Source organism: Rhizobium sp. RCC_161_2 (assembly GCF_041355235.1).
Taxonomy (GTDB): domain Bacteria; phylum Pseudomonadota; class Alphaproteobacteria; order Rhizobiales; family Rhizobiaceae; genus Rhizobium.
The window spans coordinates 153,362-178,111 of the sequence record NZ_JBFUPL010000011.1; the positions used below are offsets into that span (position 1 = coordinate 153,362).

General features: G+C 58.8%; 21 protein-coding genes. 9 read left to right on the top strand and 12 right to left on the bottom strand.

Annotated features, from left to right (window positions below):
• Positions 1 to 14 precede the first annotated feature (14 nt).
• The 12 genes from AB6803_RS25595 to tssH all read right to left on the bottom strand — a co-directional run bounded on the left by AB6803_RS25595 (position 15) and on the right by tssH (position 14,516).
• The gene (locus AB6803_RS25595) at positions 15 to 1,025 is read right to left on the bottom strand and encodes a hypothetical protein (RefSeq protein WP_371111524.1); all 1,011 of its coding nucleotides are present in this window, start codon (positions 1,023 to 1,025) and stop codon (positions 15 to 17) included.
• 170 nt (positions 1,026 to 1,195) lie between these two features.
• Complete coding sequence (locus AB6803_RS25600) at positions 1,196 to 1,576, bottom strand: hypothetical protein (protein ID WP_371111525.1); 381 nt, start codon at positions 1,574 to 1,576, stop codon at positions 1,196 to 1,198.
• 45 nt (positions 1,577 to 1,621) lie between these two features.
• A complete protein-coding gene (locus AB6803_RS25605; RefSeq protein ID WP_371111526.1) occupies positions 1,622 to 2,335 on the bottom strand; it encodes a GAD-like domain-containing protein in 714 nt (237 codons plus the stop codon).
• 274 nt (positions 2,336 to 2,609) lie between these two features.
• Positions 2,610 to 3,296: a GAD-like domain-containing protein gene (locus tag AB6803_RS25610; RefSeq protein WP_371111527.1), complete on the bottom strand. Its 687-nt coding sequence runs from the start codon at positions 3,294 to 3,296 to the stop codon at positions 2,610 to 2,612.
• Positions 3,297 to 4,029: 733 nt separating this feature from the next.
• Positions 4,030 to 4,482, bottom strand: coding sequence for a hypothetical protein (locus AB6803_RS25615; protein ID WP_371111528.1), 453 nt, complete (start codon positions 4,480 to 4,482; stop codon positions 4,030 to 4,032).
• A 256-nt stretch (positions 4,483 to 4,738) separates the two neighbouring features.
• Positions 4,739 to 5,446, bottom strand: coding sequence for a GAD-like domain-containing protein (locus AB6803_RS25620; protein ID WP_371111529.1), 708 nt, complete (start codon positions 5,444 to 5,446; stop codon positions 4,739 to 4,741).
• An 18-nt stretch (positions 5,447 to 5,464) separates the two neighbouring features.
• Positions 5,465 to 7,171, bottom strand: a complete 1,707-nt coding sequence (locus AB6803_RS25625) for a PAAR-like domain-containing protein (protein WP_371111530.1) — start codon at positions 7,169 to 7,171, stop codon at positions 5,465 to 5,467.
• Positions 7,171 to 8,232, bottom strand: coding sequence for a DUF2169 domain-containing protein (locus AB6803_RS25630; RefSeq protein ID WP_371111531.1), 1,062 nt, complete (start codon positions 8,230 to 8,232; stop codon positions 7,171 to 7,173). The genes AB6803_RS25625 and AB6803_RS25630 overlap by 1 nt, the downstream gene beginning before the upstream one ends.
• Before the next feature lie 6 nt (positions 8,233 to 8,238).
• Positions 8,239 to 10,563, bottom strand: coding sequence for a type VI secretion system tip protein TssI/VgrG (gene tssI / locus AB6803_RS25635; RefSeq protein WP_371111532.1), 2,325 nt, complete (start codon positions 10,561 to 10,563; stop codon positions 8,239 to 8,241).
• 7 nt (positions 10,564 to 10,570) lie between these two features.
• On the bottom strand, positions 10,571 to 11,119 hold the full coding sequence (locus tag AB6803_RS25640) for a hypothetical protein (RefSeq protein WP_371111533.1): 549 nt from the start codon (positions 11,117 to 11,119) through the stop codon (positions 10,571 to 10,573).
• Positions 11,120 to 11,236: 117 nt separating this feature from the next.
• Positions 11,237 to 11,713, bottom strand: a complete 477-nt coding sequence (locus AB6803_RS25645; protein ID WP_371111534.1) for an Hcp family type VI secretion system effector — start codon at positions 11,711 to 11,713, stop codon at positions 11,237 to 11,239.
• A 64-nt stretch (positions 11,714 to 11,777) separates the two neighbouring features.
• Positions 11,778 to 14,516: a type VI secretion system ATPase TssH gene (gene tssH / locus AB6803_RS25650; RefSeq protein WP_371111535.1), complete on the bottom strand. Its 2,739-nt coding sequence runs from the start codon at positions 14,514 to 14,516 to the stop codon at positions 11,778 to 11,780.
• A 229-nt stretch (positions 14,517 to 14,745) separates the two neighbouring features.
• On the opposite strand from tssH, the gene tssA reads away from it, so the two are divergent.
• The 9 genes from tssA to AB6803_RS25695 all read left to right on the top strand — a co-directional run bounded on the left by tssA (position 14,746) and on the right by AB6803_RS25695 (position 24,744).
• Positions 14,746 to 15,804 carry a type VI secretion system protein TssA gene (tssA, locus tag AB6803_RS25655; RefSeq protein ID WP_371111603.1) on the top strand — a complete coding sequence of 353 codons (1,059 nt, stop codon included), beginning with the start codon at positions 14,746 to 14,748 and terminating at the stop codon, positions 15,802 to 15,804.
• 105 nt (positions 15,805 to 15,909) lie between these two features.
• A complete protein-coding gene (gene tssB, locus AB6803_RS25660; protein WP_371111536.1) occupies positions 15,910 to 16,422 on the top strand; it encodes a type VI secretion system contractile sheath small subunit in 513 nt (170 codons plus the stop codon).
• Positions 16,423 to 16,528: 106 nt separating this feature from the next.
• Positions 16,529 to 18,007 carry a type VI secretion system contractile sheath large subunit gene (tssC, locus tag AB6803_RS25665; RefSeq protein ID WP_371111537.1) on the top strand — a complete coding sequence of 493 codons (1,479 nt, stop codon included), beginning with the start codon at positions 16,529 to 16,531 and terminating at the stop codon, positions 18,005 to 18,007.
• 65 nt (positions 18,008 to 18,072) lie between these two features.
• Positions 18,073 to 19,458 (top strand): type VI secretion system contractile sheath large subunit, encoded by a 1,386-nt coding sequence (gene tssC, locus AB6803_RS25670; protein ID WP_371111538.1) that lies wholly within the window; start codon positions 18,073 to 18,075, stop codon positions 19,456 to 19,458.
• Positions 19,455 to 20,285: a type VI secretion system accessory protein TagJ gene (locus AB6803_RS25675; RefSeq protein WP_371111539.1), complete on the top strand. Its 831-nt coding sequence runs from the start codon at positions 19,455 to 19,457 to the stop codon at positions 20,283 to 20,285. The genes tssC (AB6803_RS25670) and AB6803_RS25675 overlap by 4 nt, the downstream gene beginning before the upstream one ends.
• Positions 20,278 to 20,787 (top strand): type VI secretion system baseplate subunit TssE, encoded by a 510-nt coding sequence (tssE, locus tag AB6803_RS25680; RefSeq protein ID WP_371111540.1) that lies wholly within the window; start codon positions 20,278 to 20,280, stop codon positions 20,785 to 20,787. Before AB6803_RS25675 ends, tssE begins: the two co-directional genes overlap by 8 nt.
• On the top strand, positions 20,780 to 22,561 hold the full coding sequence (gene tssF / locus AB6803_RS25685) for a type VI secretion system baseplate subunit TssF (RefSeq protein ID WP_371111541.1): 1,782 nt from the start codon (positions 20,780 to 20,782) through the stop codon (positions 22,559 to 22,561). The genes tssE and tssF overlap by 8 nt, the downstream gene beginning before the upstream one ends.
• 19 nt (positions 22,562 to 22,580) lie before the next feature.
• Complete coding sequence (gene tssG / locus AB6803_RS25690) at positions 22,581 to 23,606, top strand: type VI secretion system baseplate subunit TssG (protein ID WP_371111542.1); 1,026 nt, start codon at positions 22,581 to 22,583, stop codon at positions 23,604 to 23,606.
• Positions 23,596 to 24,744: an FHA domain-containing protein gene (locus AB6803_RS25695; protein WP_371111543.1), complete on the top strand. Its 1,149-nt coding sequence runs from the start codon at positions 23,596 to 23,598 to the stop codon at positions 24,742 to 24,744. Before tssG ends, AB6803_RS25695 begins: the two co-directional genes overlap by 11 nt.
• The last annotated feature ends 6 nt before the right edge of the window (positions 24,745 to 24,750 follow it).

A 24,750-nucleotide genomic window follows, 5' to 3' on the forward strand; every position in this document is an offset into this window, starting at 1 on the left:
CCAGTATATCGAGCTCAATAATTTACGTTGTCTGGATGTTCAAAGAATGTGAACGTGCTGCCATCGTAACGAATGGCATGCCGGTCTGTCGCGATCCATAGAATAGTATCCGAAAAACTGTCGAGAGCGATGATTTGCGCTCGACCATCCAGCTTCCCACTCGAAACTAACCTAACATTCGATCCGTCAAGCGTATAAAGCCCATGCAACGTTCCAAGATAAACCCGCCCTCCAAAGTGACGGACCGACCAGATGTAACCGCCCGGGAAAAACTCTCCGAGATTGCGGAAGCCTGTGCGAGCGTTGCCAAACAAGACGGTACCATCTTGACCAACCACCCATACTTCATCCGATGATACACAATGGATCGCTGTCAGAATCGCATCGGTATCGATCTCAATTTTACGCCATGATGTCCCGTCATAGTAGAAGAGATTGCCGCCGTTACCGCATACATAGACATCCGTCTCATCAGAGCCGCCAATATCATTAAAATTTGGAAGGTGCCTGAGCGTTTGCGTAAATTGCCGCAACGTCTCATTAGAAATCGGCGCGTTCAACTGCGGCAGTTCGAGGGCGTTTTTTCCAGTTGCAACCAGCTCATCATCGATCGGCGTCCAACCAGTGTCATCGCGACGGTACACCTGCCCAGAACCACCGCAAACAAATAGGGTTGACCCTATCTCCCTAATTCGGGTGACATCGCCCAAAGCGCGTTCGCTCGCCAACCCTGCGTCGGCTATTTTTTCGTAGGTCTGACCGACGGAATTTGCCAACTCGACATCGCCATCGCCTGTCAAAGCACAGCCGGCTCTCTTTACGCTACTTTGCTCGCGGCGCAGGCAAACGGACACTACCTGATGATTTGACCAATCCCGATAATGCCAGACATCTTCAGTTGAAGGGTTAAGATAATAAAGGCGCGTAAACTCTGCGCCAGCGGGCAGGCCATCCGGAATCGTTGCAATAATGAAAATATCGTCGCTTGCTGCGCAGGCGTTTACAAACTTTATGGGTACGACCATCGCCTTTTCCTTAGAGTCCGCCGGCACTACCGGACTTACCGGAGCCTTGACCAACGCTGTTGGAACCTGCGTTTATCTTACCAGTTGGATCGGCTCGAAAAAGCGTTGATCCCGGCAGTTTTCGAACCTTGCGATGGTAGTCCCGCAATTGTTTGAGAAGATCCGCAGGATCACAACCTGTGACAGCCGAGGCCGCAACAACGCCGCTCACCAATCTGCGACATCTTCAACATCTTGCCATGGCATTTGGAATCATCCGCCGTTGTGCCCGCTCCGACAATCCGCTCTTGAAATCTATTAGGCGATGCGAAGTGATAGAGGTCGCCTTCTGCTGACAACAGAGCGAGGTGGGGCTGAGCCGAGTCAGGATCGCGATAGTATGCAACGTCCTGAACACTTAAGTGGAAATCTTCATGGCGCCAATCGTCACCAAGATCCGCTCGATAGCGATATTGATAAGCTCGCGCGTCTGGTTGGTAGATCTCGGAATTCTCCACCACCGTGATAACGGAAATCACATCCTCGGATACCGCGCGCGCGACGTCGGTCATGATTCAGGTTTCCGTCCTTTCGGATAGCGCCCTTACCCAAACATTTTATCTCACCGTCGCTCCTATCTCGCGGACGCGCTCAAGACGTCCAAACGGATTGGCTGGATCGGCCGTGTCGAGCACATAGCGCTCGACTGCGATGTGGACCGTCTGGCTCACCAGCAAAAGATGCTCAACGATCGGCGCCTTAACGAGCGTTTCCGGCGCTCCCGATCCGCCAAAGGCAAACGCGGGAGCGTAGGCATAAATTTCCCCTGGAGCCAGGGGCCCCAGACGATCCAGCCCCCGCTCAAAATCGTTCAAGTCCTGTTCCTTGAAAAAGTCTCGCTCCTCTTTTGCCAGCGCAATGGAATTGGCGACATAACGATCGTCGCTCCATTGCTCCCCTGTGTCTGGCCGCTGCTCATCATGCTGTGAACTGAATACCGGATTATATGCGGCAATATCGAGTGTGATAATCTTGGTATCATTTCGCCAGCCATACAATTTTCCGAAGGCGTCATATTTGAAAATAACAAAATCCGCCGATGCATAATCCGGGTCTCCCCGAAAAACATCCTTCAAAAGCCCGTCGAATACACGCGGGTCGCAAACCCAGAAATAGCCATCCTGGAAAGAACACCAGCCGACCTCACCCCAGAATTCCAAAAGGCCTCCGGGCACGCGCCCGCGATAGGCTTCGATGACGTCGGTGGGCGCAGCACGAATATTGGACGGCCTACCGGCCTTGGAAAGTACATCGGCGAAATCTTTCTGCACTATCCGACGAACTCCAGCTTTTGACCAACGCGGCGACGAAAGAGAAACCAGGGTTGGCTTGGGTCAAGGTGGAAACACATTGATTCTAGAAGAGCTTCGCCGGCGCAGCGAAATAGAACCGCTAGAAAGGATCATTCGTATCCGATCCTCATGCCTCCTCAAGTCTTGTTATATGTCCGGGTGCTTGATCCGTTCCCAAGCCTGGCCGTCAAATCGAAAAATGTCTTTACAAGCAACCACCCACAAGACATCTCCGTAAGCCGCCGACGCTCAACTAGCCAATCGGCCGCACCGCCTGCACCCCGCCTGAAACAGGTTTGGTAAGATAGAAGCGCTGTAACTGGGCAAGGAACGTGAAATGCTCAAGTGCATTCACTCGCTTAATATGCTCTACGCTTTGCGCTGGGCCGAAAGCGCCGGCAATCGCTAAAGCAGGGAAGAAACCATAGCATTCGCTTGTCTCGTTTGCGCCGTAGGCGTGTTGACATGCTGCAAACATCGGAGTACCGGCAACATCCAGGAAATCTGCCTCTTCTTCATCCGGAATCATGCCCGACGCAATATGCTCCGCACTCGCTTGGGGCGGCCAGTTTTCCGATGTTGTAAGAGCTCTGCAATAAATGACATTCAGGGGCAACTCTATCCGAAAATTGTAGAGCTTGTCTGACCAACAATAAAGAACACCGAAAGCAGTGTAGCCGAAGACGTGGCAATCCCGATGGTGAAAATCGTCGTCGGCACCGAATACCAGCGCAGTGACCGCCCGCATCTCCTCCGGATTGCACATGGTAAATAGACCATTGTGAAAAGAGCAGAAGCCCTTTTCCTTGATAAAATCGACCACTACCTGCGGCAGCATCCGATGCAACTCCGAAAGTTCCGCGTTCGATGCGCGCCGGATTTGTCTGACTGGACCATACTCGTCCAAGGCATATTGAAAATTTTCATGAATTGCCGGCATGATCTATTTACACCTCTTCAACTCGACATGCATCTTTTCAGCAGTTTGACGCTGCGACGGAGGCCACATTTGCGGCTTCAGTACCATCGAATAGGAGCGCAGGCCTCCTGTGATCCGGGACCCCTCCCTGGAGAGACGTCACCAGACCGTTGAAGGGACGGCGGACGTCGTCGCTCCCATCCTCCGCCCGTTGAACCTCCAAAGAAATATCGACCAGCCGGCCGAATGAAGTGCGCCCACTGCGGTGAAATAGAACCGCCAGGGACTGTCTTCTGTATCCGCGTTCAAGCCATAAGCCGCTTAGCCGATCAGCTTCCGCTTACGCAGATGCTCCAGGTACCTTGGATCAGATTCCTCAAAAATTTCATCGCCTTCGCTCATGTAGGCGCGCAATAGAGGATCAGTGCTTTCCTCTTCGCGACCAAGATCGTAGAGGCAGGAGCCTATACCGAGCTGGACAAAGCCGTTGGCACAGCCGTCGCCACTCGCTGCAGCTTGCTCAAAGGAACCGAGTGCTCCGTTCAGATCGCCGTCCTGTCTTTGAGCGTCACCGATGAAAGCATGAAGCCAGACCGCCGCATCCCACTTGCGCTGGGGCTCTGGTAGTAATTGCAGAGCTAAGCGCTACATCGAGATTGCTGCTTTCGTATCTCCACGATCGAGCAAATCGTTTCCTTGTTCGGAAAGTTCCGTGACGCGATTATAGATATCGTCCGGCAGCTCCTCTTGTGCACTATTCACCGCGAGCAGCCTTCTCTTTCCGGTAGAAGTCGAGATAGCTCGATTGAGCGCCTGCGAAGCCCTTTTGACCGTAGATCTCGTACACTCGTCCGAAAACGTAATAGGCACGATCCATATCGCCAAGCTTGTACATGGCCTCACCTTCGGTCATGAGTACCAGATGGTCCTCGTGATTGGGATCGTCGTACATATCCGCCATGATCTGCGACCACTTCGAAACGTTCTCCTTGTCCCCTAAATCAGCGAAATCCTGAACGAAGCCTGCCGAAAGGCTTTGAGGATAATAGTCCCAGTCCGACTTGGGTTCCGGAATTAGGTTCCAAGCTTGCAAAGCTATGTCAAGCGACCCTCTTAAGTCACCGGACGAGAACTTCTTGCCAGATATCTCCAGCAGTTCATCAATGCGCTTCCTTATGGTGCGCTCGATTTGCTTTCTCCGGTTCATGAGCGGCTCACTTTATAGGTGGTGCCGGGAAGTGGTCGGATGAACTTCGCCAAATTAAAGCAAAGAGCACAGTTGGAAACTCGAAAAAACTACCCGCGACGACCTCGGCTGGGTCCTGACATATCCCAGGAAGCCAAGGTTACACTGGCATTATTGCAATGGGTAAAGAACTTCGGACGCTTTCCGAAGCGCTCTTCCAGAAAGCGAGCAATCATTCGTGATGAATTTTCTGGAAGCACTAGGCGCCAAACGTCAATCATCCAATCGGACGTATTGCCGTATATTGCCCCCTTTCTAATTTCATCAGATGGAAGGTGCCCAACTGGGCCAGGATTGTGAAATGCTCAAGCGCTTTTACACGCCGGATGTTCTCGATCCGCCGCATAGGACTATCCAGACCGACTATCGCAACCGCTGGAAAATAGCCGTAGCATTCGCCCCGTTCCAATAGGCCGTAAGACGATACACAGCGATCGAACATAGGTTTGCCTTGAGCGTCGAATTCTTCGTAATCTCTACGGTCTGAGACGAGTAGCGAGCGAGCGAGAATGTTTGGATCCGAACTGCGTTCCCGCTTTTCAAAGCCGGCGGGCAGCATGAATTCCGTTGGTGCGAGCTTGCTGGATGTCAATCGCAGATCAATAAGATCGATCTCGAAGTAGTCGTGTCGCTCAGACCAGCAAACGAGCCGGCCGAACGCGGATTGTGCGATTACGAAGCAATCTTTGTGACTGAAATCAGAATCCGCGCCGAAAACCAAAGCGAGGATGGACGAAAATTCCGCCGGATCACAATATTGTACCTTTCGATCAAAATAGTCACCTAGTCCATATGCGCGCAAAAAATCCATAAAGCTGCTCGGCAGGCATTTAGAAAGGCGAGCATCCTGCTCCACCGTCAGTGGGATGCATCTCTGTGGCGGCCCTATTTCGTCAATCGTGTCCACAAAAAAAGAATCTAGCATTTAACACCCATGCTGTTGTTATTTTTCGCCACATATTTTTAGTTCGACATTCATAACTTGGCTAGCCCGCCCTCCGCTGCGCATTTCATTCGCAGCTTGCCTTAGCGACTCGGCTCGACCTTTTTGCGACCACATCGGCCCAATCCTCTGGTTTTCGGCTCCTCCCCCTATTCCAAGTTCTCGCGGATCACCTCCAGCAATAATGTCAAGATAATGCGTCGCGTTGACAGCGGACATTTTCTCTTTGATTTCAGCCCGGGAATAACCCGCTTGTCTTAATGAGGCTTCAAAATCGGCCCGAGCTGCCTCCTGTGCCTTTCCATCTCTCAGCAGGTTAGTGAACGAACCCTTTTTGCCGCTCGCATCCCAAGCCTCACGAGCTTGATCAAGGGCGGTATGAGCGTAAGCCATTTCATCAGCTGTCATTTTGTTGATAGTGTCCTGCTGCTCCTTCAGCTGCCGCCGAAACTCATTACGATCAACTCCCTTTGGCAACTCAAAGCATCTTACATGATGGATGCGCGTACTCCGTGCCCCGTCCTTCCCCTCTTCCTCGGTCTTGCGAGCTCGCTCCGCCTGCTTTTCCTTTTCCCTGATTTCCTCTGCTTCTTTCCTAAGTTTTTCGGCTTTCTTCAGATCGCCGAGTTCCTCCGCAACCTCGGCCGCTCTCTCGAGCATCTTCAGCTTTTTCAATGGGTTGACGATCTCAACAGCGATGCCAGCGACCGCACCCACCGCACCGGCAACGCCGTGCTTCTCGTAACCCGCCTCAACGCCATGCCAGGCCCCGACGGCTTGATCCTTCGCCCAGCCGCCCGTCGCCTTTGCGCTGCCAGCCGGATCGTTCCACACCTCACCAGCCACATGCGCTGCGCCGCCGGCGATATTCTTCGTGCCTTGCCAAATCTCCGATCCTGTCGGAATGCTATCATAGGCGGATTGCGCGTCCCGTCCGATCTGAGACGGGTCGTTCCACCACTGGCCCACCTTGTTGAATATTCCCTCGCCGGTAGATGCGGTGTCCGAAGTCGCCGTCATCCCCTTCCAGAAATCACCACCCGTGTCTTTCGCGGCGCCCCACCAGCTCCTGTTCTGAGCATCGTTACCATCCGGCGGCATATCCACCACCGTGGATTTCACATTGACATACTCGCCAGGGCAGTTGCCGTTATTCAATGTGCAACGGTCAGTGTGACGCTGTATGGGGACGCCATTTGCTCGAACGATGTTGGAGGATGTCACAGGTGTTACGACATTTCCCACCGTGCCCGATTTCACGCCTAGGCCCGTACCAGGTTGGTCACCGTATGTAGCGGTGAAACGTGAATCTGAACGCTTGATGACATCCCCATTAGATTTCACGTCGGGAGAATAGTTCTGTTTATCATCCGCCTTGCCCCATACCATGTAAGGCACAGGCGCGGTTGGTGACTTGCAGACATCTGGCGACAAACAAACCGCAATTGCAGTGCCGTCGTCTGGAATGAACTCTGGTGGTGGCGGAACAGCTGCTGTGGGGTTCGGTTGCACTGCTGGCTTTGCTGCCTCCTTCTTGGGAGGAGGCCAAGGTCCGTCGTAGCTGAGCATCGGGCTGTTGCCGTCCGGCGTCTTGGTAAGCAGTGTACCCGACATCGGCGGGCCGATGATTTTAGTATCGGGAGGGAGTCCATAAAGAGCTGCGAAATCCGCGTCATAGATCGGGTCTGGAAATTGTCTCTCACCCATCAAGCCACCCCTTGAGCGAAACTTGCGAAGGCGAGACGCGGCAGTCCACGACGCTCCGGCCAGGGGAAGCCAATTCGCCACGTCAGAAAAACACGCCCGACACCGGGGCGCATATCGAAATGGACGCCGTCGAGCACCATGGGGCCTCGCGCTGGACCCGTGCCCCGATCGATTTCAACGTCAAGATGAACGCCAGGCAGACGACCGCGGAGCATCTCCAAACCCGGTAGAAGATGATCCAGCTCGAACGCTTCGTCGCCCTGCAGCCAGGGATTTGCCACCAGGTCCGAATGCGCCGCCTGCCAGAAGGAGAAATCGAAGTCACTCGGCAGCAGCGGATGCCTGTCCTTCAGCCAGGTATCGTCGTAGGTCCCAGCCTTCTGGACCCGATCCTCCCAGAATGGCGAAAGCGGACCAAGGCCTGCCGGCGCGGGCCTGTCGCTGACAGAGCGAATAGGCGCATCTGCATCCTCGATCTGCGGCGCCGGCCATTCCGGTTTTTCGCGAAACTGATCCTCGTCGACAAGTCCGATCCCCACCGGATTCCGTTCGAATACCTCGCCGCCCTCGCTCCTGCCGCCAAAGGCAAACCGCCAGTCGATCGGGACATGAGTCACGGCTTCGCCTGTTGTCAATTCCCAGCCGTCAAGCGCATCTTCCTTTTCCTTGTCGATCAGCCCACGCCAGGTCTTGCGGGTCCTCGCACGCCAGAAACGTGGTCCATGAACCCGCAGACGTTTTTGAACAGGGCCGACTCTCAGCCCGCACGTCCAAGAAGAAGCAGCGACGCCATTCGGAGAAAATGCGGCGCCGACGAAAGTTACGTCCGTACCCGGCTTGAATGGCGCAAGATCCGTGGAAGCCATTTGCGGCGTCTGGTGCGGATCGCCGTCATAGACATCCGACATGACCAGAGGCCGCTGGACATCATCCATGATCAGCGGACCACCCTTCGTCAGTTTGAATGTGCCGCGTGCCACGACCACGCCGAGCAGATCGCCTGCCAGATTGTACTGGCGAAAGGCAAGCGAGGGAAAAGGTGTGCGATTGTCGACCGACATGACGCCTCAGCCTTGCGCCGTCGTATCCGACGATGTCGGCGATGCCTCGGCAAAGCCGCCGCCCGGCTTGTTGAGATCAACGACCTTGCCGTTGATCTGCGTCGGCCCTGATGCCGTGAAGTTGAAATGCGTTCCCAGAATGATCACCGTGCCATCCTTGCGCATGATGAACTTGGAAGCACCACACTCGATGACGAATTCTTCACCGACGATCACCTTCTTGAATTTTCCAACCTTTTCGAGCGACGTCTGACCGACATGCGTGACCTTGCTCACCCCGATCTGTTCGGCTCTTGCAATACCTACTGTGTCAGATTTGAACGACCCGACGACCGTGTTCATGATGCCCTGAAGCGGGAAAAGGCTTGCAGCCGCTTCCCCGACTCCACTGCCCGAACCGCCCAGTGCCGTGCCTGCATCGGCGCGAGGATTGGAGCCGGCAACGACCCCCTCCCGGCTGCCGAGGCCGCTCATTCCGAGAAAGCCTAACGCAGAAGAGGCAATCGTGCCTGCGAATGCTGCGAGTCCGGGTCCGCCGCCGCCAGCAATCTGACCGGCCTGCGACAGCAATCCGGCCGTCTGCCCCGAAAGCCCCTGCACCGCTCCCATCAGCGCCATCGCCATCGGCCCGGTACCGCCGACCACCGTGTTCACCGACCCACCGATCTCATGCTTCTGGTTGCCGCTCACCTCGACGGCGCGGTTGCCACCGATGGAGGCGACTTCGTGGCGGTCGACGCGTTTGGTGCGGTCGTTGCGGATGCGGGTCGTCTGGTCCTTCTGGGCATGGAAGAACATGTTCTCACGGCCGGCATCGTCCTCGAAGGTCATTTCGTTGAAGCCGGTACCCTTGTGGGTGTTGGAGCGCATGACCATGCGGGTCTTGTTGCCAGGTAGGTCGTAAGGCACGGCATTGCTGGGGTTCGGCACGACGCCGGTTACCAGCGGGCGGTCCGGATCGCCGTCGATGAAGGCGACCATGACTTCCATGCCGATGCGCGGGATGATCTGGCCGCCCCAGTTGCCGCCGGCCCAGTTCTGGGCGACGCGGACCCAGCAGGTGTCGGAGCCGTCCTTCTTGGCGCGGCGGTCCCAGGGATACCAGAGCTTGATGCGGCCATATTGGTCGGGATGGATCTCTTCACCGGAGGGACCGGCGACGATCGCAACCTGGGTGCCGCGGATACGCGGGCGTTCCGTCTGCCGGTGCGGCGTCATGGAGACGCGCGACGGCACGGCCTCGAATTCATTGGTGTATTCCGGCTGGTCGGTGTTGGTCTCGTAGGAGGGATCGATGGCGAAATGGGTCGCCTTGACGATCACATGCTCTTCGTAGACATGTTCGGGATGCGCCACCTCATAGGGCGTGAAGCGTCGGCCGGCCTCGAGGATGCGCGAGGTCGACTGCCCGACGACCCTGTTGTGATCGGCCTCGGTTGCCTGCATGCGCAATTTCTGCGCCCGCTCGGCTTCGGACACGGAGCTTATGCGCGCGGGGAATTCGTAAAGCTCCCGCTTCATCGCGCCGGGCATCTGCACCAGCGAAGGCGTCGTCGTCGCCGGCACCATTTGCGGCGTCTCGAAGTTCCAGTCGGCGCCGGCCCGCTGGCCGGGGACATAGGCGTAGTGCCGCATCCATTCGGTGATGTGGTTGCGATCGGAGGAGCCCTGCGCCAGGCGCACTCGCGCCTCCCCTTCGGCGGACGGAGAAGGCCCCGCCCAAGAGCTTGCGCTATCGGCGACATGCAGTCGGTGACTGCCGTTCTCATGGCTGAACCAGTAGAACAGCCCGTCCTCTTCGAAGCGGCGGGTCAGGAAATCCAGGTCGGTTTCGTTCCACTGCACCGAATAATGTTGCGGTGGCGGCGGGGTCACGATGCCGGAGACGTCGGGAGCCGGAATGCCGTGCTCGGAGAACAGCGTCTCGACGATATCGACGCTCGTCTTATCCATCCAGATCCGGCAATCGGAACGCTGCGACAGAAGCCACATCTGCGGCTTCAGCACCAGCGAATAGGAGCGCAGACCACGGGTGATCGGCGGTCCCTCGTGAAGGGAGGTAACCAGTCCGTTGAAGGGTCGGCGCACGCCGTCGCCACCGTCCTCGCCCTGCTGGACCTCGATGGAGATGTCCACCAGGCGGCCGATCAGCTCCTCCGGCTGGACGACTTCACGCTTGGCGCGCACGGAAAGCCGGATATCGAAAAGCGAGGATACCCCTTCCGTTATCATGACCCGCTCCGGCAGGAGCTGGTCCGTACCAAGCGGCGAGACGACCCTGAGATTTCGGGTCGCCTGGATGAAATCATTGGCCGAAGGCTGATCGTTCATCTGCTTCTCATCCTACTCGTGTGCTTGCCGCACCCGGCTTATCAGCGCTGCCGAGCGCCTGCTTGCGCCCACCGACGAGATAGGCGGTCTGGAACAGCGTGCCGTTCGGCGGGATCGCATCTATGCGGGGACCATAGAGAAAATCCTGAGTGAGGATCTTGCCGACATCGGCGCGCGACGCGACCGTGCCGAGCAGATAGGCGCCACGCGCCATAAAAACCCGGGTTTCGCCGTCACTCACAGAGAAGTTGAACTGAGCAACAAAGGTGGAATGATGGTTGGTATCCATCTCCCGGATAATGTTCGGCTCGTTATTGCGCAGCCATCGCTGCAGCCAATGCGTCAACGACATCTCGTTCGCCTTTTCCGAAAACATCCGAAAAAGCGATGCCGCAGCACCCATGGCCTGGCCTCGGGCGGCGAATTCGCGCGGACCACTTTGATAGGAGAAATAATCGTAGGAAGGACCGCGGCCTGCGCGCCGGATCGGCGGAAGGTCGGTCTGTCTCACCGGCTCCATTTGGAGTGCCGGCGAGGAAACGGAAAAATCTACCATGGCGACCTCGATAGGGAACGTTTTTGAAAACGCGGAAATCGCGACCGCAGCCGCGATTTCGCATCAAAAATCGGTTCCGGCGCATCACGCGAAACGCGCCGGAAGACGATGTTACCGTCAGGCAGCCTTGGTCGTTGCCAGGTCGTAGGACGCAATCATCGGCGACTGCGGCGACTGCGAATCGTCGTATGGCGTGTACTTCACTTCCATCTTGGTGAAGTTGAGCTTGATCGTTTCGACCGGGCGATCACCATTGGAATCGACCGAGTAGCTGGCGATCAGCGTATTGGTCAGCGTGTATTCGATATAGGTGTCGCCAGGATTGCCGGTCGTCACCAGATGGATGACAGCCTGCTTGCCGGTACGACCCGAGCATGCTTCCTGAAACAGCTTCGTCGAGGAGGAATCGCTGACCTTGGTCAGGATCACTTCCGAAACGGTCGGCTCGGAAGCTTCGCGGTTCGCTGCCGAACCGGCCGAAGTCTTCACATTGCGCGAAACGTTCCAATGGATGACTTCGATGTCCATCCACTTCTTGTGTTGTTCGTGGGTGGCATCGCCCTGGATACCGTCGATTTGCAGATAAATCGGCATGCTCTCAACTCTCCTGTTAGGATTGAATTCGCCTTGTTGCGTCAAGGCGCGGTTACCTTTCCGTCTAATGCCGCATCCGGACAGGGTGTTCGTCCGGGGCTGCTTCATTCGCCGCACCGCTCTGCGGATTGGCGAATTCGGTGTCGTCCATCGCGTGTCCTTCGATGAGGAAACGGTGGTCGTGAAAACTGATGTCGATACGGGCGACCTTGCGTCCTGCGGCAAGCGCATCGAGGAAAAAGGTCGAAAGCTCCGGAAGAAGATCACGGGCAATCATGATCTCGATGGCGCGGGCGCCCATCTCGCTGGCCTTCGCGCGCGCCACTAGCGCTTCGCGGGCCGCATCCGACAGCGACACCTCCGTGCCGTAAGCACCACCGACGCGATCGCGAATGCGCCCGATCTGGATATCGACGATTCCGCTCAGCGTCTCTCCGCTGAGCGGCATGAACGGCAGCACGATCGTCCGCCCGATAAAGGCGGGCTTGAAGTGCTTCTGCAGTTCGGGAAGCAGCAGCGCTTCCAGCGCCTCGCCTTCGGGCATCGTGTCCGGATCGGCGGCGAGAGCCGTCAGAAGCTCCGAGCCGCTGTTGGCCGTCATGACGATGGTGGTGTTCTTGAAATCGATATCGCGGCCTTCGCCGTCGCGCAGCGTGCCCTTGTCGAACACCTGGTAGAAGACTTCCTGCACGCCCGGATGCGCCTTGTCGATCTCGTCGAGCAGCAGAACACCATAGGGGCGCCGGCGGACGGCCTCGGTCAGAACACCACCTTCGCCATAGCCGACATAGCCGGGCGGCGAACCGAGAAGCATCGAAACCTTATGCTCCTCCTTGAACTCCGACATGTTGATCGTCGTCAGGTATTGGCTGCCGCCATAGAGCAGATCGGCAAGCGAAAGCGCCGTTTCCGTCTTTCCCGTTCCAGACATGCCGACAAGCAGGAAGACCGCCGGCGGGCGGCGCGGATCGGAAAGCCCCGCCCTTGCGGAACGCATGGCCGCGGAAATCCGGCCGATCGCCGCATCCTGCCCGATGATCCGTTCCTTCAGCCGCGCATCCAGCGTCTTGACCGTTTCTACCTGATCCGACAGCAGTTTGCCGACGGGAATTCCCGTCCAGCGCGCCACGATGCCGGCGATGACTTCCTTGTCGACGACGCGCGGAACAAGCGGAGTTTCGCCCGCGACCTTGGCGAGGTTGCGCTCTGCCAGTACCAGCGCCGAGCGAGCTCCCTCGGAGAGGGTGTCATGCGGCGCCAGAGGCGCGACGTTGCCATCGATCTGTGATACGGCATCAGCGGTCACACCGGCATCGGCGAACGACGCTTCGAGACGATCGGCCTCGCGTGACAGGCGGATCTCCTCATCGAACTTGGCCTGCAATTTTTCGATCTCGGACGAGATCTCCAATTGCTCGGTGCCGATAATCGAAAGACGCTCGACGATCTCCGAGGTTGGCGGTTCGGCCTGAAGCGATGTGGCTTCAAGCGCGAGCATATCGCGCTCGTTTCTGAGCTCCTTCAAAGCTTCGGGGATCGTCTGCCGGGCAAGCGAAACCGCGGCGGCGGCCGTGTCGATCAGGCTGATGGCCTTGTCCGGCAGTTGGCGATCCGGAATGTAGCGCGCAGAGAGGCGAACCGCCGCGGCAAGCGCCTCGTCGCGGATCCGGACCTTGTGATGCGCCTTGAAGCTGCCAGCAATGCCGCGCAGCATGCGGATTGCCGTCTCTTCGTCCGGCTCCAGGATCTGGACGAGCTGGAAACGGCGGGTCAATGCCGCATCCTTCTCGATATACCGCTTGTATTCGCTCCATGTCGTCGCGGCGATCGTGCGCAATTCACCCCGGGCCAGCGCAGGCTTGAGGATATTTGCTGCGTCACCCTGTCCGGACGGACCGCCGGCACCGATCAGGCCATGCGCTTCGTCGATAAACAGGATAATCGGATCCGCCGATGCTTTGACTGCATCAACCACACCGTGCAATCTTCTCTCAAACTCGCCCTTTACACCCGCTCCGGCTTGCAACAGGCTGAGATCGAGAAGGAGGAGCCGCACGGGCTTCAGCATGTCCGAGACGTTGCCCGAAGCGATTTCCAGCGCCAGCGCCTCCGCGACCGCGGTTTTGCCCACGCCCGCCTCTCCGACGAGGATGGGATTGTTCTGCCGACGACGCATCAGGACATCGATGACCTGTCGCAATTCGCGATCTCGTCCGATCACCGGATCGATTCGGCCCGATCTCGCATCCGCCGTCATGTCGCGGGTGTAGAGGCGCAAAAATTCGTTCTCGCCTGCGGCGGAAATTCCACTGGAAAGCGGTGCCGTGGGCGCTGAAATATCGGAGGACGGCGTGGCGGCCAGGCGATTTTCCAGCGCATTCCGATCGAGATTGCGAAGGGAAGGAGCGATGCCGCGTGCAACGATTCGCAACGACTGGTCGGTCGTCAGCGCAGTCAGGAGGTCGGTCAGAACGACCGTGTTACGGCCGCATTGCAGGGAGGCGACGAGCCAGGCTTCGCGCGAAAGCGCAAGCAGGTTTGGCGACAGAACAAGGGTCGCCTCACCATCGCGGGGAAGGTCGACGATCGCCGCGTCGAGCTCGTTCCGGAGAGCCTCGGCGGAAACGCTAAGTTGTTCAAAAACGTAGCTAACTTCGGTTCCATCAAGCAGCGCTCTTATCCAGTGTGCGACATCGACCATCGCGTGCCGATTGCGCGCGGCAAGCGACGCCCCCGCCTCCAGACCGACACGCAGATCAGGCTCAAGCGTTTTGATCAGACGGTTGAGATCGATGTTGGACAACCGGAGAACCTCCCTCCAAAGTTTAAGTCTGCACGTCCTCCACAGTTGGCAAAACAACTAGGGCGGTTATCCGCCATTGTCTAGGTTCAAATATCATTTTTTCTGAAAGGCAGCGAATTACCATCTGTCACAATTCCGTCGTAGAATATACACGGTTGACAAGGCAATATCTCCGCATCAGTATCTCGCGCTCTAATGATGTATTCGAAAATCCGGAGTTAATGTCCTGCTGAACATTCGCGACATTACAGATCCATTTGATGAAATCGCGCCATGCGGAGAAAATATCCGCATCAATACTTCAATGCGCGAAATATACTATAGAATAAAAGACGCCAGAAACCAGGCTCGTACTGCAGAGCGAGGTATATCATCTGGCGAGAATATTACGATTGCACCTGACTGGACAGAGGTAAGCAATCTCGGGTTGCGGATTATTTCTTCAAAAAGTAAGGACCTCGAAGTATTAGCGTGGCTCGCGGAAGCAGAGTTGCGGTTGCGCGGCTTCGAAGGACTACGTGATATCTACCTCGCCATAACGTCGCTTTTAGACAAGTATTGGGAGCAATTTCACTCCGTCGGCAATGAGGGCCTGGAAGAGCGATTGGCACCCTTGGCGGGCCTCAATGGTATCGGCGGCGAGGGTACGATCATCCAGGCCATCAGGCTCACACCCCTGGTTCCCGACGCGAAATTCGCGCAGTATTCGCTCTGGGATTTCCAGCTTTCGCAGCGGCCCAACGAGACGAAGCGACGCGATGAACTCAACCAGGCGGTTGCGGAGGCGGGCGTCTCGGCGATGCGCGCGCATCTCGATAGGCTGAACAGTTGCATCGCCGCTTTCGACGGTCTTGTCGCGCTTCTCGGCGCGCGTTGCGGAAACGAGGCGCCGCCCAGTTCCAATACCCACAACGTCCTGCTGGAAGCGGCATCCGCCATCCGCGCGCTGGCGGGCATCGACCAGCAGGCCGATGCGCCAACGAGCGATGCAAAGCCTCAAATCGCCGACGCAAATGCCGCAACGGACAACCCACAGACGCACGGCAAGCCACTGGGTGCCGACGCCATAGGATCGAGGGAAGAAGCGTTCGAGCTTCTGGTTGCGGTAGCTCGTTATTTTCGCCGAACCGAGCCGCATTCACCGATCTCGCTGGCGATCGAGACCCTGGTCAGGCGCGGCCGCATGGATTTTTCCGAACTTCTGGCCGAGCTTCTGCCCGAGCAGCAGGCTCGCAACGCCGTTCTAACCGCCGCTGGAATCCAGCCGAAACCCAACAAGAGTGGATGAAAGCACACGTATCGCAGATTTTTTTGCAACCTGATCTTGTCGAATTCGGAGTTGTGACAATCTTTAGTTCGAAATTTGCCGCTGGCATGAAAAGGGAGAAGCTGTATGGCAAGTGTTCATGAGAAGCTGGAGCGGGTTCGCAAGCCGCGCGTCCACATCAAGTACGAGGTCGAAACCGAAGGCGCGATGGTCGTCAAGGAACTGCCCTTCGTCGTCGGTGTCCTGGGCGATTTTTCCGGCGATCCGACCCAGCCCCTCAAACCGTTTGGCGAACGCAAGTTCGTGCAGATCGATCGCGATAACTTCGACGATGTCATGCGCCGCATGACGCCGGGCCTCAACATCACGGTCGAAAACACGATCGAGGGCAACGGCACGCAGATCCCCGTTTCGCTGAAGTTCGAAAGCATGCAGGACTTCGAGCCCGGCTCGGTCGTCAACCAGGTGCCGGCGCTGAAGGCTCTGCTCGATGCCCGCAACGAGCTTCGCGACCTGATGAGCAAGGCCGACCGCTCGGAGGAGCTCGAGCGCCTGCTGGAAGACATTCTGCAGAACAAGGGCGACCTTTCGAAGCTGGCCTCCGAGCTGAACGCCCTGCAGAAACCACCTGCGAACTGATCGCCGACGATCCCTCAAGCGAGATCGCCCCACACTTGTTTCGAGCAGCGGAGCCAAGCGGATTGATGTCCCTTCCGATACGCTGCCTTCTTGTAAGGATTGAACGATGAGCGCAGAAACCCAGTTGAAGGCCCCCGAGGCCGAATTCGCGCCTGAAGAAAACCTCCTGTCCCAGGTCGTGGCCGCAACGCGCCAGACCGAACCGGATCGTGCCCAGGATCTGCTGCGGACGCTGACCGACCAGGCCCTCAAGGGCACCGTCACCTATGACCGCAACCTGACGGTCACCCTCAACAATGCGATTGCCGAGCTCGACAAGACGATCTCCCGTCAGCTTGCCGCCATCATGCAATCGCCCGAGTTCAGCAAGCTCGAAGGCACCTGGCGCGGGCTGAACTACCTCGTCAAGAACAGCGAGACCAGCGTCAACCTGAAGATCCGCGTGATAAACGCCTCCAAGCGCGAGATCTCGAAGGATCTGGCAAAGGCGGTGGAGTTCGACCAGTCGCGCCTCTTCAAGTCCATCTATGAAGACGAATTCGGCACCCCTGGCGGCGAGCCGATGGGCGCCCTGATCGGTGACTACGAGTTCGACAACTCGTTCGAGGACATACAGACGCTCCAGGGCGTTTCGTCCATCGCGGCCGCGGCCTTCGCGCCCTTCATCTCCGCCGCAAGCCCGCGCATGTTCGGCTTCGACGACTATCGCGAACTGGCGCGCCCGCGCGACCTTGAGAAGATTTTCGAGACGGTCGAATACGCTAAGTGGCGCAGCCTGCGCGACAGCGACGACTCGCGCTTCGTCACGCTTGCCCTGCCGCGTGTGCTCGCACGCATGCCCTATGGTCCGAAGACGAGCCCGATCGACGAATTCGGCTTCGACGAAACGCTGGGATCGAGCACCGGGGAGCTCAATCACAACTCCTATTGCTGGATGAACGCCTCTTACGTCATGGGAACGCGACTGACCGAAGCCTTTGCCCGCAGCGGCTGGTGCACCGCCATCCGCGGTGCCGAAAACGGCGGCAAGGTCGAGGACCTGCCGATGCACATCTTCTCCAGCGACGATGGCGATCTCGATCTGAAATGCCCGACGGAAGTCGGCATTACCGACCGGCGCGACGCGGAACTGGGCAAGCTCGGCTTCCTGCCGCTCTGCCACTACAAGAACACCGATTATGCCGTGTTCTTCGGCGCGCAGACGACGCATAAGCCCAAGCTCTACGACAAGCCGGAAGCAACGGCCAATGCCGCGGTTTCCGCGCGCCTGCCCTACATGATGGCGACTTCGCGTTTCGCGCACTACCTGAAGGTGATGGGCCGCGACAAGATCGGCTCCTTCATGGAGGCGGAAGATTGCGAAAACTGGCTGAACCGCTGGATATCCAACTACGTCAACGCCAATGACGATGCCGGCGAAGAATCGCGCGCCAAGTATCCTCTGCGTGACGCCAAGGTCACGGTTCAGGAAGTTCCGGGCAAGCCCGGTTCCTATAACGCCGTCGCCTGGATGCGCCCCTGGCTCCAGATGGAAGAACTGACCACCTCGCTGCGTATGGTCGCCCGCATTCCGTCCAAGAACTAAGCGGATATCCGCGCGGCGCCTGCCGTCGCGCGGTTTCGCTTGCAGGCAACAGGATCGGAACGGCGATGGATTCCAGCGCAGCATGGCCGCGTCAGATAGATCGTTTGATCGCAATGATCGACGATGCACTCAACAGGCAGGTCAACGCCATCCTCCACCATGCCGAATTCCAGGCAATGGAGGCGAGATGGCGGGGGCTGGCGCTGCTGGTCAGTCAGGCCGATCGCGCCGACGATGTGAAGATCAAGATTCTCAGCATTGGCTGGCCACAGCTATCCCGCAATTTCGAGCGCACCACCGATTTCGACCAGAGCCATCTGTTCGAGCTCGTCTACAGCCGGGAATTCGGCATGCCGGGCGGAGAACCTTTTGGCCTCCTGATTGGCGATTATGAGTTTTCCCCAGAGGATCCTTCCGATGGCGATGCGGTCGGCGCGCTGACGCAAATCGGCATGGCGGCCGCGGCGGCCTTCTGCCCTTTCGTCGCCGGAGCATCGCCGCAGGCGATCGGCCTTGAACATTTTAACGAGCTGAACCGCGTTCATGATTTTTCCTGGCTCGCAAACGACCCCCGGCGCATCCGCTGGAACGGGCTGCGGGCGCGCGAGGATTCTCGCTTCCTCGGGCTGGTGGCGCCGCGCATCCTGATGCGGCCGCCCTACGAGCCATTCGCCCGCCGGCGCGATGATCATTTTCCCTTCCGCGAGAGCATCGCAGCCGATGGCAGCACGCTGCTCTGGGGCAATGGGGCCTTTGCCTTTGCGCTGATCGTCATCCGCAATTTCATCGAATCCGGCTGGTTCGCCGACATCCGCGGCGTGACCCAGGATGCGGTAGATGGCGGTCTGTTGAGCGCGGAGGAACTCGCCCCCTATGAGCTGGGGATCGAGAGCCACGGCCTGTCCGCGCAGGCGCCCGTCGAGATACGCCTGACAAGTACTCAGGAGCAGCAATTCTGCGAACTGGGTCTCGTGCCGGTCGCAACCACCTATCTTTCCTCGTCGGTGATCTTCAATTCCAATCAGTCGCTGCATGCGCCGCCGCACTATTCCAGCGAACAGGCACGCCAGAACGCCCGCATCGCCGCCATGCTGCAATATGTTCTCTGCGCCTCGCGCTTCTCGCATTACCTGAAAGTCATCATGCGCGACGAGATCGGGCGCCTGTCGGACGCCGACACGATCGAGCGCAAGCTCAATGATTGGCTCACCCGGTATACGCTCGGCAATGACGACGCGGATCTCACCTTGCGTACCCGATTTCCGTTGCGTTCCGCCGGCATCACGGTCGGCGAAATCCCAGGCAAGCCCGGGATATTTTCCTGTACCGTCCGGCTACAGCCTCATTTCCAGCTCGACGACGTCTCGACGAGCTTTCACCTCATTGCCGAGACCGCGAACGTGGCGCCCGCGCCATCGCGCACGGCCCTGCCGCAAAGGATGTCCGCATGACCTTGTCCGCCCGGATCGCTGAAGCCCTCGGTGAAAACGCACTCGAAGATGCGATCGAGCAGGTGAAATCGCATCTGAAGACCGCGCCATCAGACAAGCAGGCCCGAAATCTCTATATCGACCTGCTCGTGCTTGCCGGCGACTACGAGCGCGCCGATGCGCAATGCAATCTTGCCAGCACCTTCGCTCCGGACGATCTCATGGGTTTTGCGAGGCTGCGCAATCAGCTGAGAGCAATGGCCGCCCGCGCGGCATGGTTCGGGGACGCAGCGACACCCGATTTTCCACAGGGACCGAGCGAACTCGACAAGGCCGCATTGAAACTCGGCATCGCTCATCGACAGGGATCGACGCAAGAGACGACGGCCGCACTCGAAGCCCTTGAGGGACTGCGCGGCGAGCAGCCGATGATCTGGAACGGCAAGCCGGTTTCCGATCTCAGGGATCTGGATGATCGTATTCCGCATGCCCTGGAAGTCATCATGAGCGGCGGCGGCTATCTCTGGGTGGACTTCGCCAAGATCGCCTCGGTCGATGTCGAGCCGATCGCGCGGCCGCGCGACCTGGCATTCCGGCAGGCAGAGCTGCAACTGATCGATGGCGCGAGCGCGCCGGTCCTGCTTCCGGCGATCTATCACGGAACGCCGGCGGACGGAAAACTCCTGCTTGGCCGCGAGACGGAATGGATCGACGAGCCGACCGGGATCACCACCGGCCGTGGCCAGAAATGTTACCTCGCGGGCGACGAGCTGGTGTCGTTCCATGATGCCGTCAAGCTCGAAGCGGGCGGGCGAACGGAGGAGACGAGGCGCGCTGCCCATGGCTGATCCACTGGAACGCTATAGACCCCGGGAAAGAGTTCTCGCGCGATCGATCCTCGATCGGCTGCTGGATACGAATCCGGATCTGTCGCAGGACCCGCCCTTGTCCACCGCCGAGCAGATCCGCGAGTTGCGCGAGGGGATCCGGCGCGACCTTGAGTCCCTTTTGAATACGCGCCGCCGCCCGACCGCACCGCCGTCCCTCCACGAGGAGCTTGGCGATGCGCTGGTCTCCTACGGCGTCGATGGCATGGTATCGGCGAACCTGGTCACGGATGAAGCAAAGCTGCGCCTTGCCCGCATCATCGAACGCCGCATCACGCTCTTCGAAACGCGCCTCTCCGACGTGCGCGTGACAATCCTCAAAAGCCGCACCAATGGTGAACGGGCACTTCGCATGCGCATCCAGGCGACCTTCCGGGTGCATGAAGGCATGCCGCCGATCAGCTTCGAATCGACCATCGATCCGTCGACCCAGCGTTTCCTGGTGGAGGCGACCAATGGCTGATGGCTTTCTGCAGCGCTATAATGATGAGCTTTCCGCCATAAGGCGACGCGCGGCGCGGTTTGCCGATGCCTTTCCAAAGATCGCCGGTCGCCTGCGCATGACGGGAGAGATCGCCGACGATCCCCATGTCGAACGCCTGATCCAGAGCTTTGCCTATTCCGCCGCCCGCGTGCGGCAGAAACTGGACGACGAATTTCCCGAGCTGACGGACGGCCTCCTGGAGACGCTTTATCCGCATTATCTGGCGCCGCTGCCCTCCATGAGCATCGTCCGCTTCGCGCCGAGCGCCACGCTCGCCTCCGTCCAGACCGTGCCGCGCCACACCGAGATCTTCGCCGAGCCTGTCGGCGGCGAAGCCTGCCGTTTCCGTACCACCCAGGATACCGATGTCTTGCCGGTCGAGATCGTGTCGGCCTCTCTCTCCGGTCATCCGATCAGCGCGCCGCCTTCCCGCCATACCGGCGCAGCCGGCTGCCTGCGCCTGTCCATCCGGTCGTGCGATCCAAACAGGTCGCTTGGCGATGTCGGGCTCAAGCGGTTGCGGCTGCATGTCGCCTCGGCCTGGCAACGGGCCGTGGCGATCCATGAGCTGCTTGCCAACCATACGCTCGGCATGGCGCTGGCGCATCATGCCGACGATCGCAACCCGATCACGCTGCCCGCGCAAAACCTTCGACCCGTCGGCCTCGAGCCGGATCAGTCGATGCTGCCCTATCCCTCCTCGAGCTTCGTCGGTTACCGGCTGCTTACCGAATTCTTTGCGCTGCCGCAGAAATTCCTCTTCATCGACATCGATGGGCTCGATGCCTGGCATGGCGAGACGCTGGAGATCTTCATCTATCTCGGCGAAACGGACGCCAAGCTGGAACGGAGCGTATCGGCGCGCGATTTCGTCCTCAACGCCACGCCAATCGTCAATCTCTTCCGCCAGACCTGCGAACCACTGGCGCTTGATGGCACGCGCACCGAATACCGGCTGCTACCCGATGCCCGGCGCCAGAAGACCCGTGAGATTTATGCGATAGAACGCGTACTGGTCTCCGGCCGCGGCGGCGAGGAGGAAATATGCCCGCCCTTTTTCGGACGTAGCCAAAAGGGTGGGACCGGATCGCTCTTCTGGCAATGCAGCCGACGCTTCGATGCCGACGACCGCACCAGCGACATGGACATCGCCTTTGTCGACCGGGGACGGAAGGCGACCGAGCCGCTGGACAAGATCGCCAGCATCGACACGCTCTGCCTGAACCGCGACCTGCCCGAACAATTGCCTTTCGGTGGCGGCCATCCCTATCTGCAGCTCGCATCCGGCAATGAAGCGGTCGGGTCGCTCGAAGCTCTCATCCCCCCGACGCCTTCGGTCCGCATGAACGAACAGCAGGGGCGCAACTGGCGGCTCATGTCGCATCTGCTGCTCAATCATCTTTCCCTCTTCGACAATGATGGCGCGGCGTTGAAGGACGTTCTCTCCCTCTATGCCTTCCGCGACAGCCGAGAGACCAAGCAACTCGCCGATGCGCTGATCCGCGTGCAAGCACGTGGTTCGACGGCCAAGCTTGGAGGCGGCGGCATGGTGCCAGGAACGGACATCATGCTCGAATTCGACCCGGCCGCGATCGACAGGGCGTCGGCCTATCTCTTCGGCAGCGTGCTCGACCGGTTCTTCGGTCTCTACACGTCCATCAACAGCTTCACCCGCCTCTCAATCTCGATGAAGGGGCAATCGAAACCGATCGCGATCTGGCCGGCACGCGCCGCCGAACGCCCGCTTCTCTAGGAGGGATCGTCACACGCCGATGAGCCTGCCCGCGGAAAACCGGAACGAGACCCTTGTATCGCTGCTCGAACGCGACCCCGGCCGCTTCGAACCCGCGACGGCGTTTCGCGTGGCCCAGTCAATATCCGATGAGGATCTATCGGTCGAAACCCCGATTGGTGTGTCGCCTGCTCCGCTCGCGATAAGCGGCCTCCGGCGTCGTGACGGATCGGTCTCTGTGCGCAGCACAATGGCGGCCTTGCTCGGCCCTCTCGGCTCGATGCCGCCCAGTTACAACGAGCAGGTCATGCGCGAGGAGCGCAACCGGTCGCGCGGCCTTGCGAGTTTCTTCGATCTCTTCAGCGCGCGGATGACCGAGCTTTTCGTGGATGCCTGCGAAAAATACCGGATTGCCCGGCGCCTGCGCTGGAGCCGCGAGCGAGACGCCAACACGTTCATCTCCGCGCTGTTTGCGATCGCCGGTTTCGGCACCGCCAGGCTGAAGGAACAGGTCTTAGTCGACGATGAGCTGATCCTGCGCTTCTCCGGCTTTTTCGCGAACCGCACGCGCAATACCGTCAACCTGCGGGCGATGCTGTGCGAATTCACCGGCCTGCCCGTCGAGGTCGAACTTTTCCGTGGCCGCTGGCTGAACATTCCGATCGCGGAGCGCAGCCGCCTCGGTCAGCCGCAAGGTGTCCGCCTCGGCATCAATGCGGCCGCAGGTGTAGCCATCCATGATTTCAGCGGAAGTTTCCGCGTGATCATCGGCCCGTTGGATTATCAGGACTACCTGTCTCTTTCCCCGGGTGGCGCTAAGATCAGTGAAGTCTTTGCGCTCACCAGGCTCTTTGTTGGCCCGGCCCTCGACTTTGATATCCAGGTCGTTCTCAAGAAGGAGCATATCCCGTTCTGCCAGCTTGGCGCCGCAGGCGATCCGCCGAGGCTCGGCTGGAACAGTTGGGCGCGGGTTGCGGCGGCCGATCGCGATAGCGGCGATGCCATTATCGCCGAAACCCATCCATCTTCGCGGGCGCGGGCCGGGGAGGATAGCGATGCGGCTTGAACTGAGGCAGCAGGAAGGAACAGAGATCGGCACGAAATGGTTTTTCGAGCGCGGACGGCGCACGCTCGGACGATCACCGGATTGCGACTGGCAGCTCTCCGATCCCAAGCGTCTCATCTCCAAGGTTCACTGCGTCATCGAGCGCGATCGACAGGGCTTTTTCCTGCGCGACCAGAGCGCCAATGGATCGCGCGTGGACGGCGTCATGGTGCTGGAGGGCGAGATAAAGCGCCTTGCCGACAAGTCTCGCATCGAGATTGGCGGTCTTGCCTTCACGGCCGTCATCACCGGGGAAGCGGATCGCGAGATCGGCGATCCCGAAGCCGGTCTTGCTCTCAGCGACGAAACCTTGACGATTTCCTCCATCCTTGCCGATGTCGCGCCTGGCGGACAAACCGCAAGCGGCATATTAGGCGATCGCATCGGCGATGACATATCGCCCATCTCGTCGGACTGGCGGCGGGTGGATACGGCCGTAAAATCGATCCGCGATGTCGACATCGGCTGGGACGGACCACCCGACACCACCGGCATCAAGCCAACGCTCCCCGACGATTGGAATGCGGAATTCGACTACGGCAGCCAGCTGGAGCATGGGTCGGCAACACGTGTCTCCGTACCGGTTAACCGCAGCCGCAACGCGGTCGCGGTGGATGGCGGCGTGAAGACCATCGTTGCGGCAAATGATGTGGAGATCGTCGATCAGCCACCCAGCGGCCAGGTTTCCGAAGAGCCCGATCACTTCACCAGCAAATTGGAGGCGATGGTCGACGGACTGGAACAGACCCTTGCCGATAGTTTCTCGATCTTCGAAATCGACGTGCCTGCGGCTAATGGTAAGCTGTTCTTTACCGATGGCAACCTCGAGGAACAGCTCATCGCACGGCTGAATCTTCTCCTGTCGCGACAGATGACATTCAACGCCGCGCTCGAAAGTCTTGTCGGCCAGGCAAGCCAGACGCTGGAGCCGCGCATGATCGAAGCGCGGGTCGATGCGGCGTCGCGCAAACTGCCTTGGCCGGGCAATCGCGGATACTGGCAGGCCTATCGGGCCCAGTTCGAAAAGGACGGCAAAAGCCTTTCCATCCGAGATGTGTTCAGCGAAGCGATGCGCGCTTCGATCGGCCACCGGGAATAACAGGCT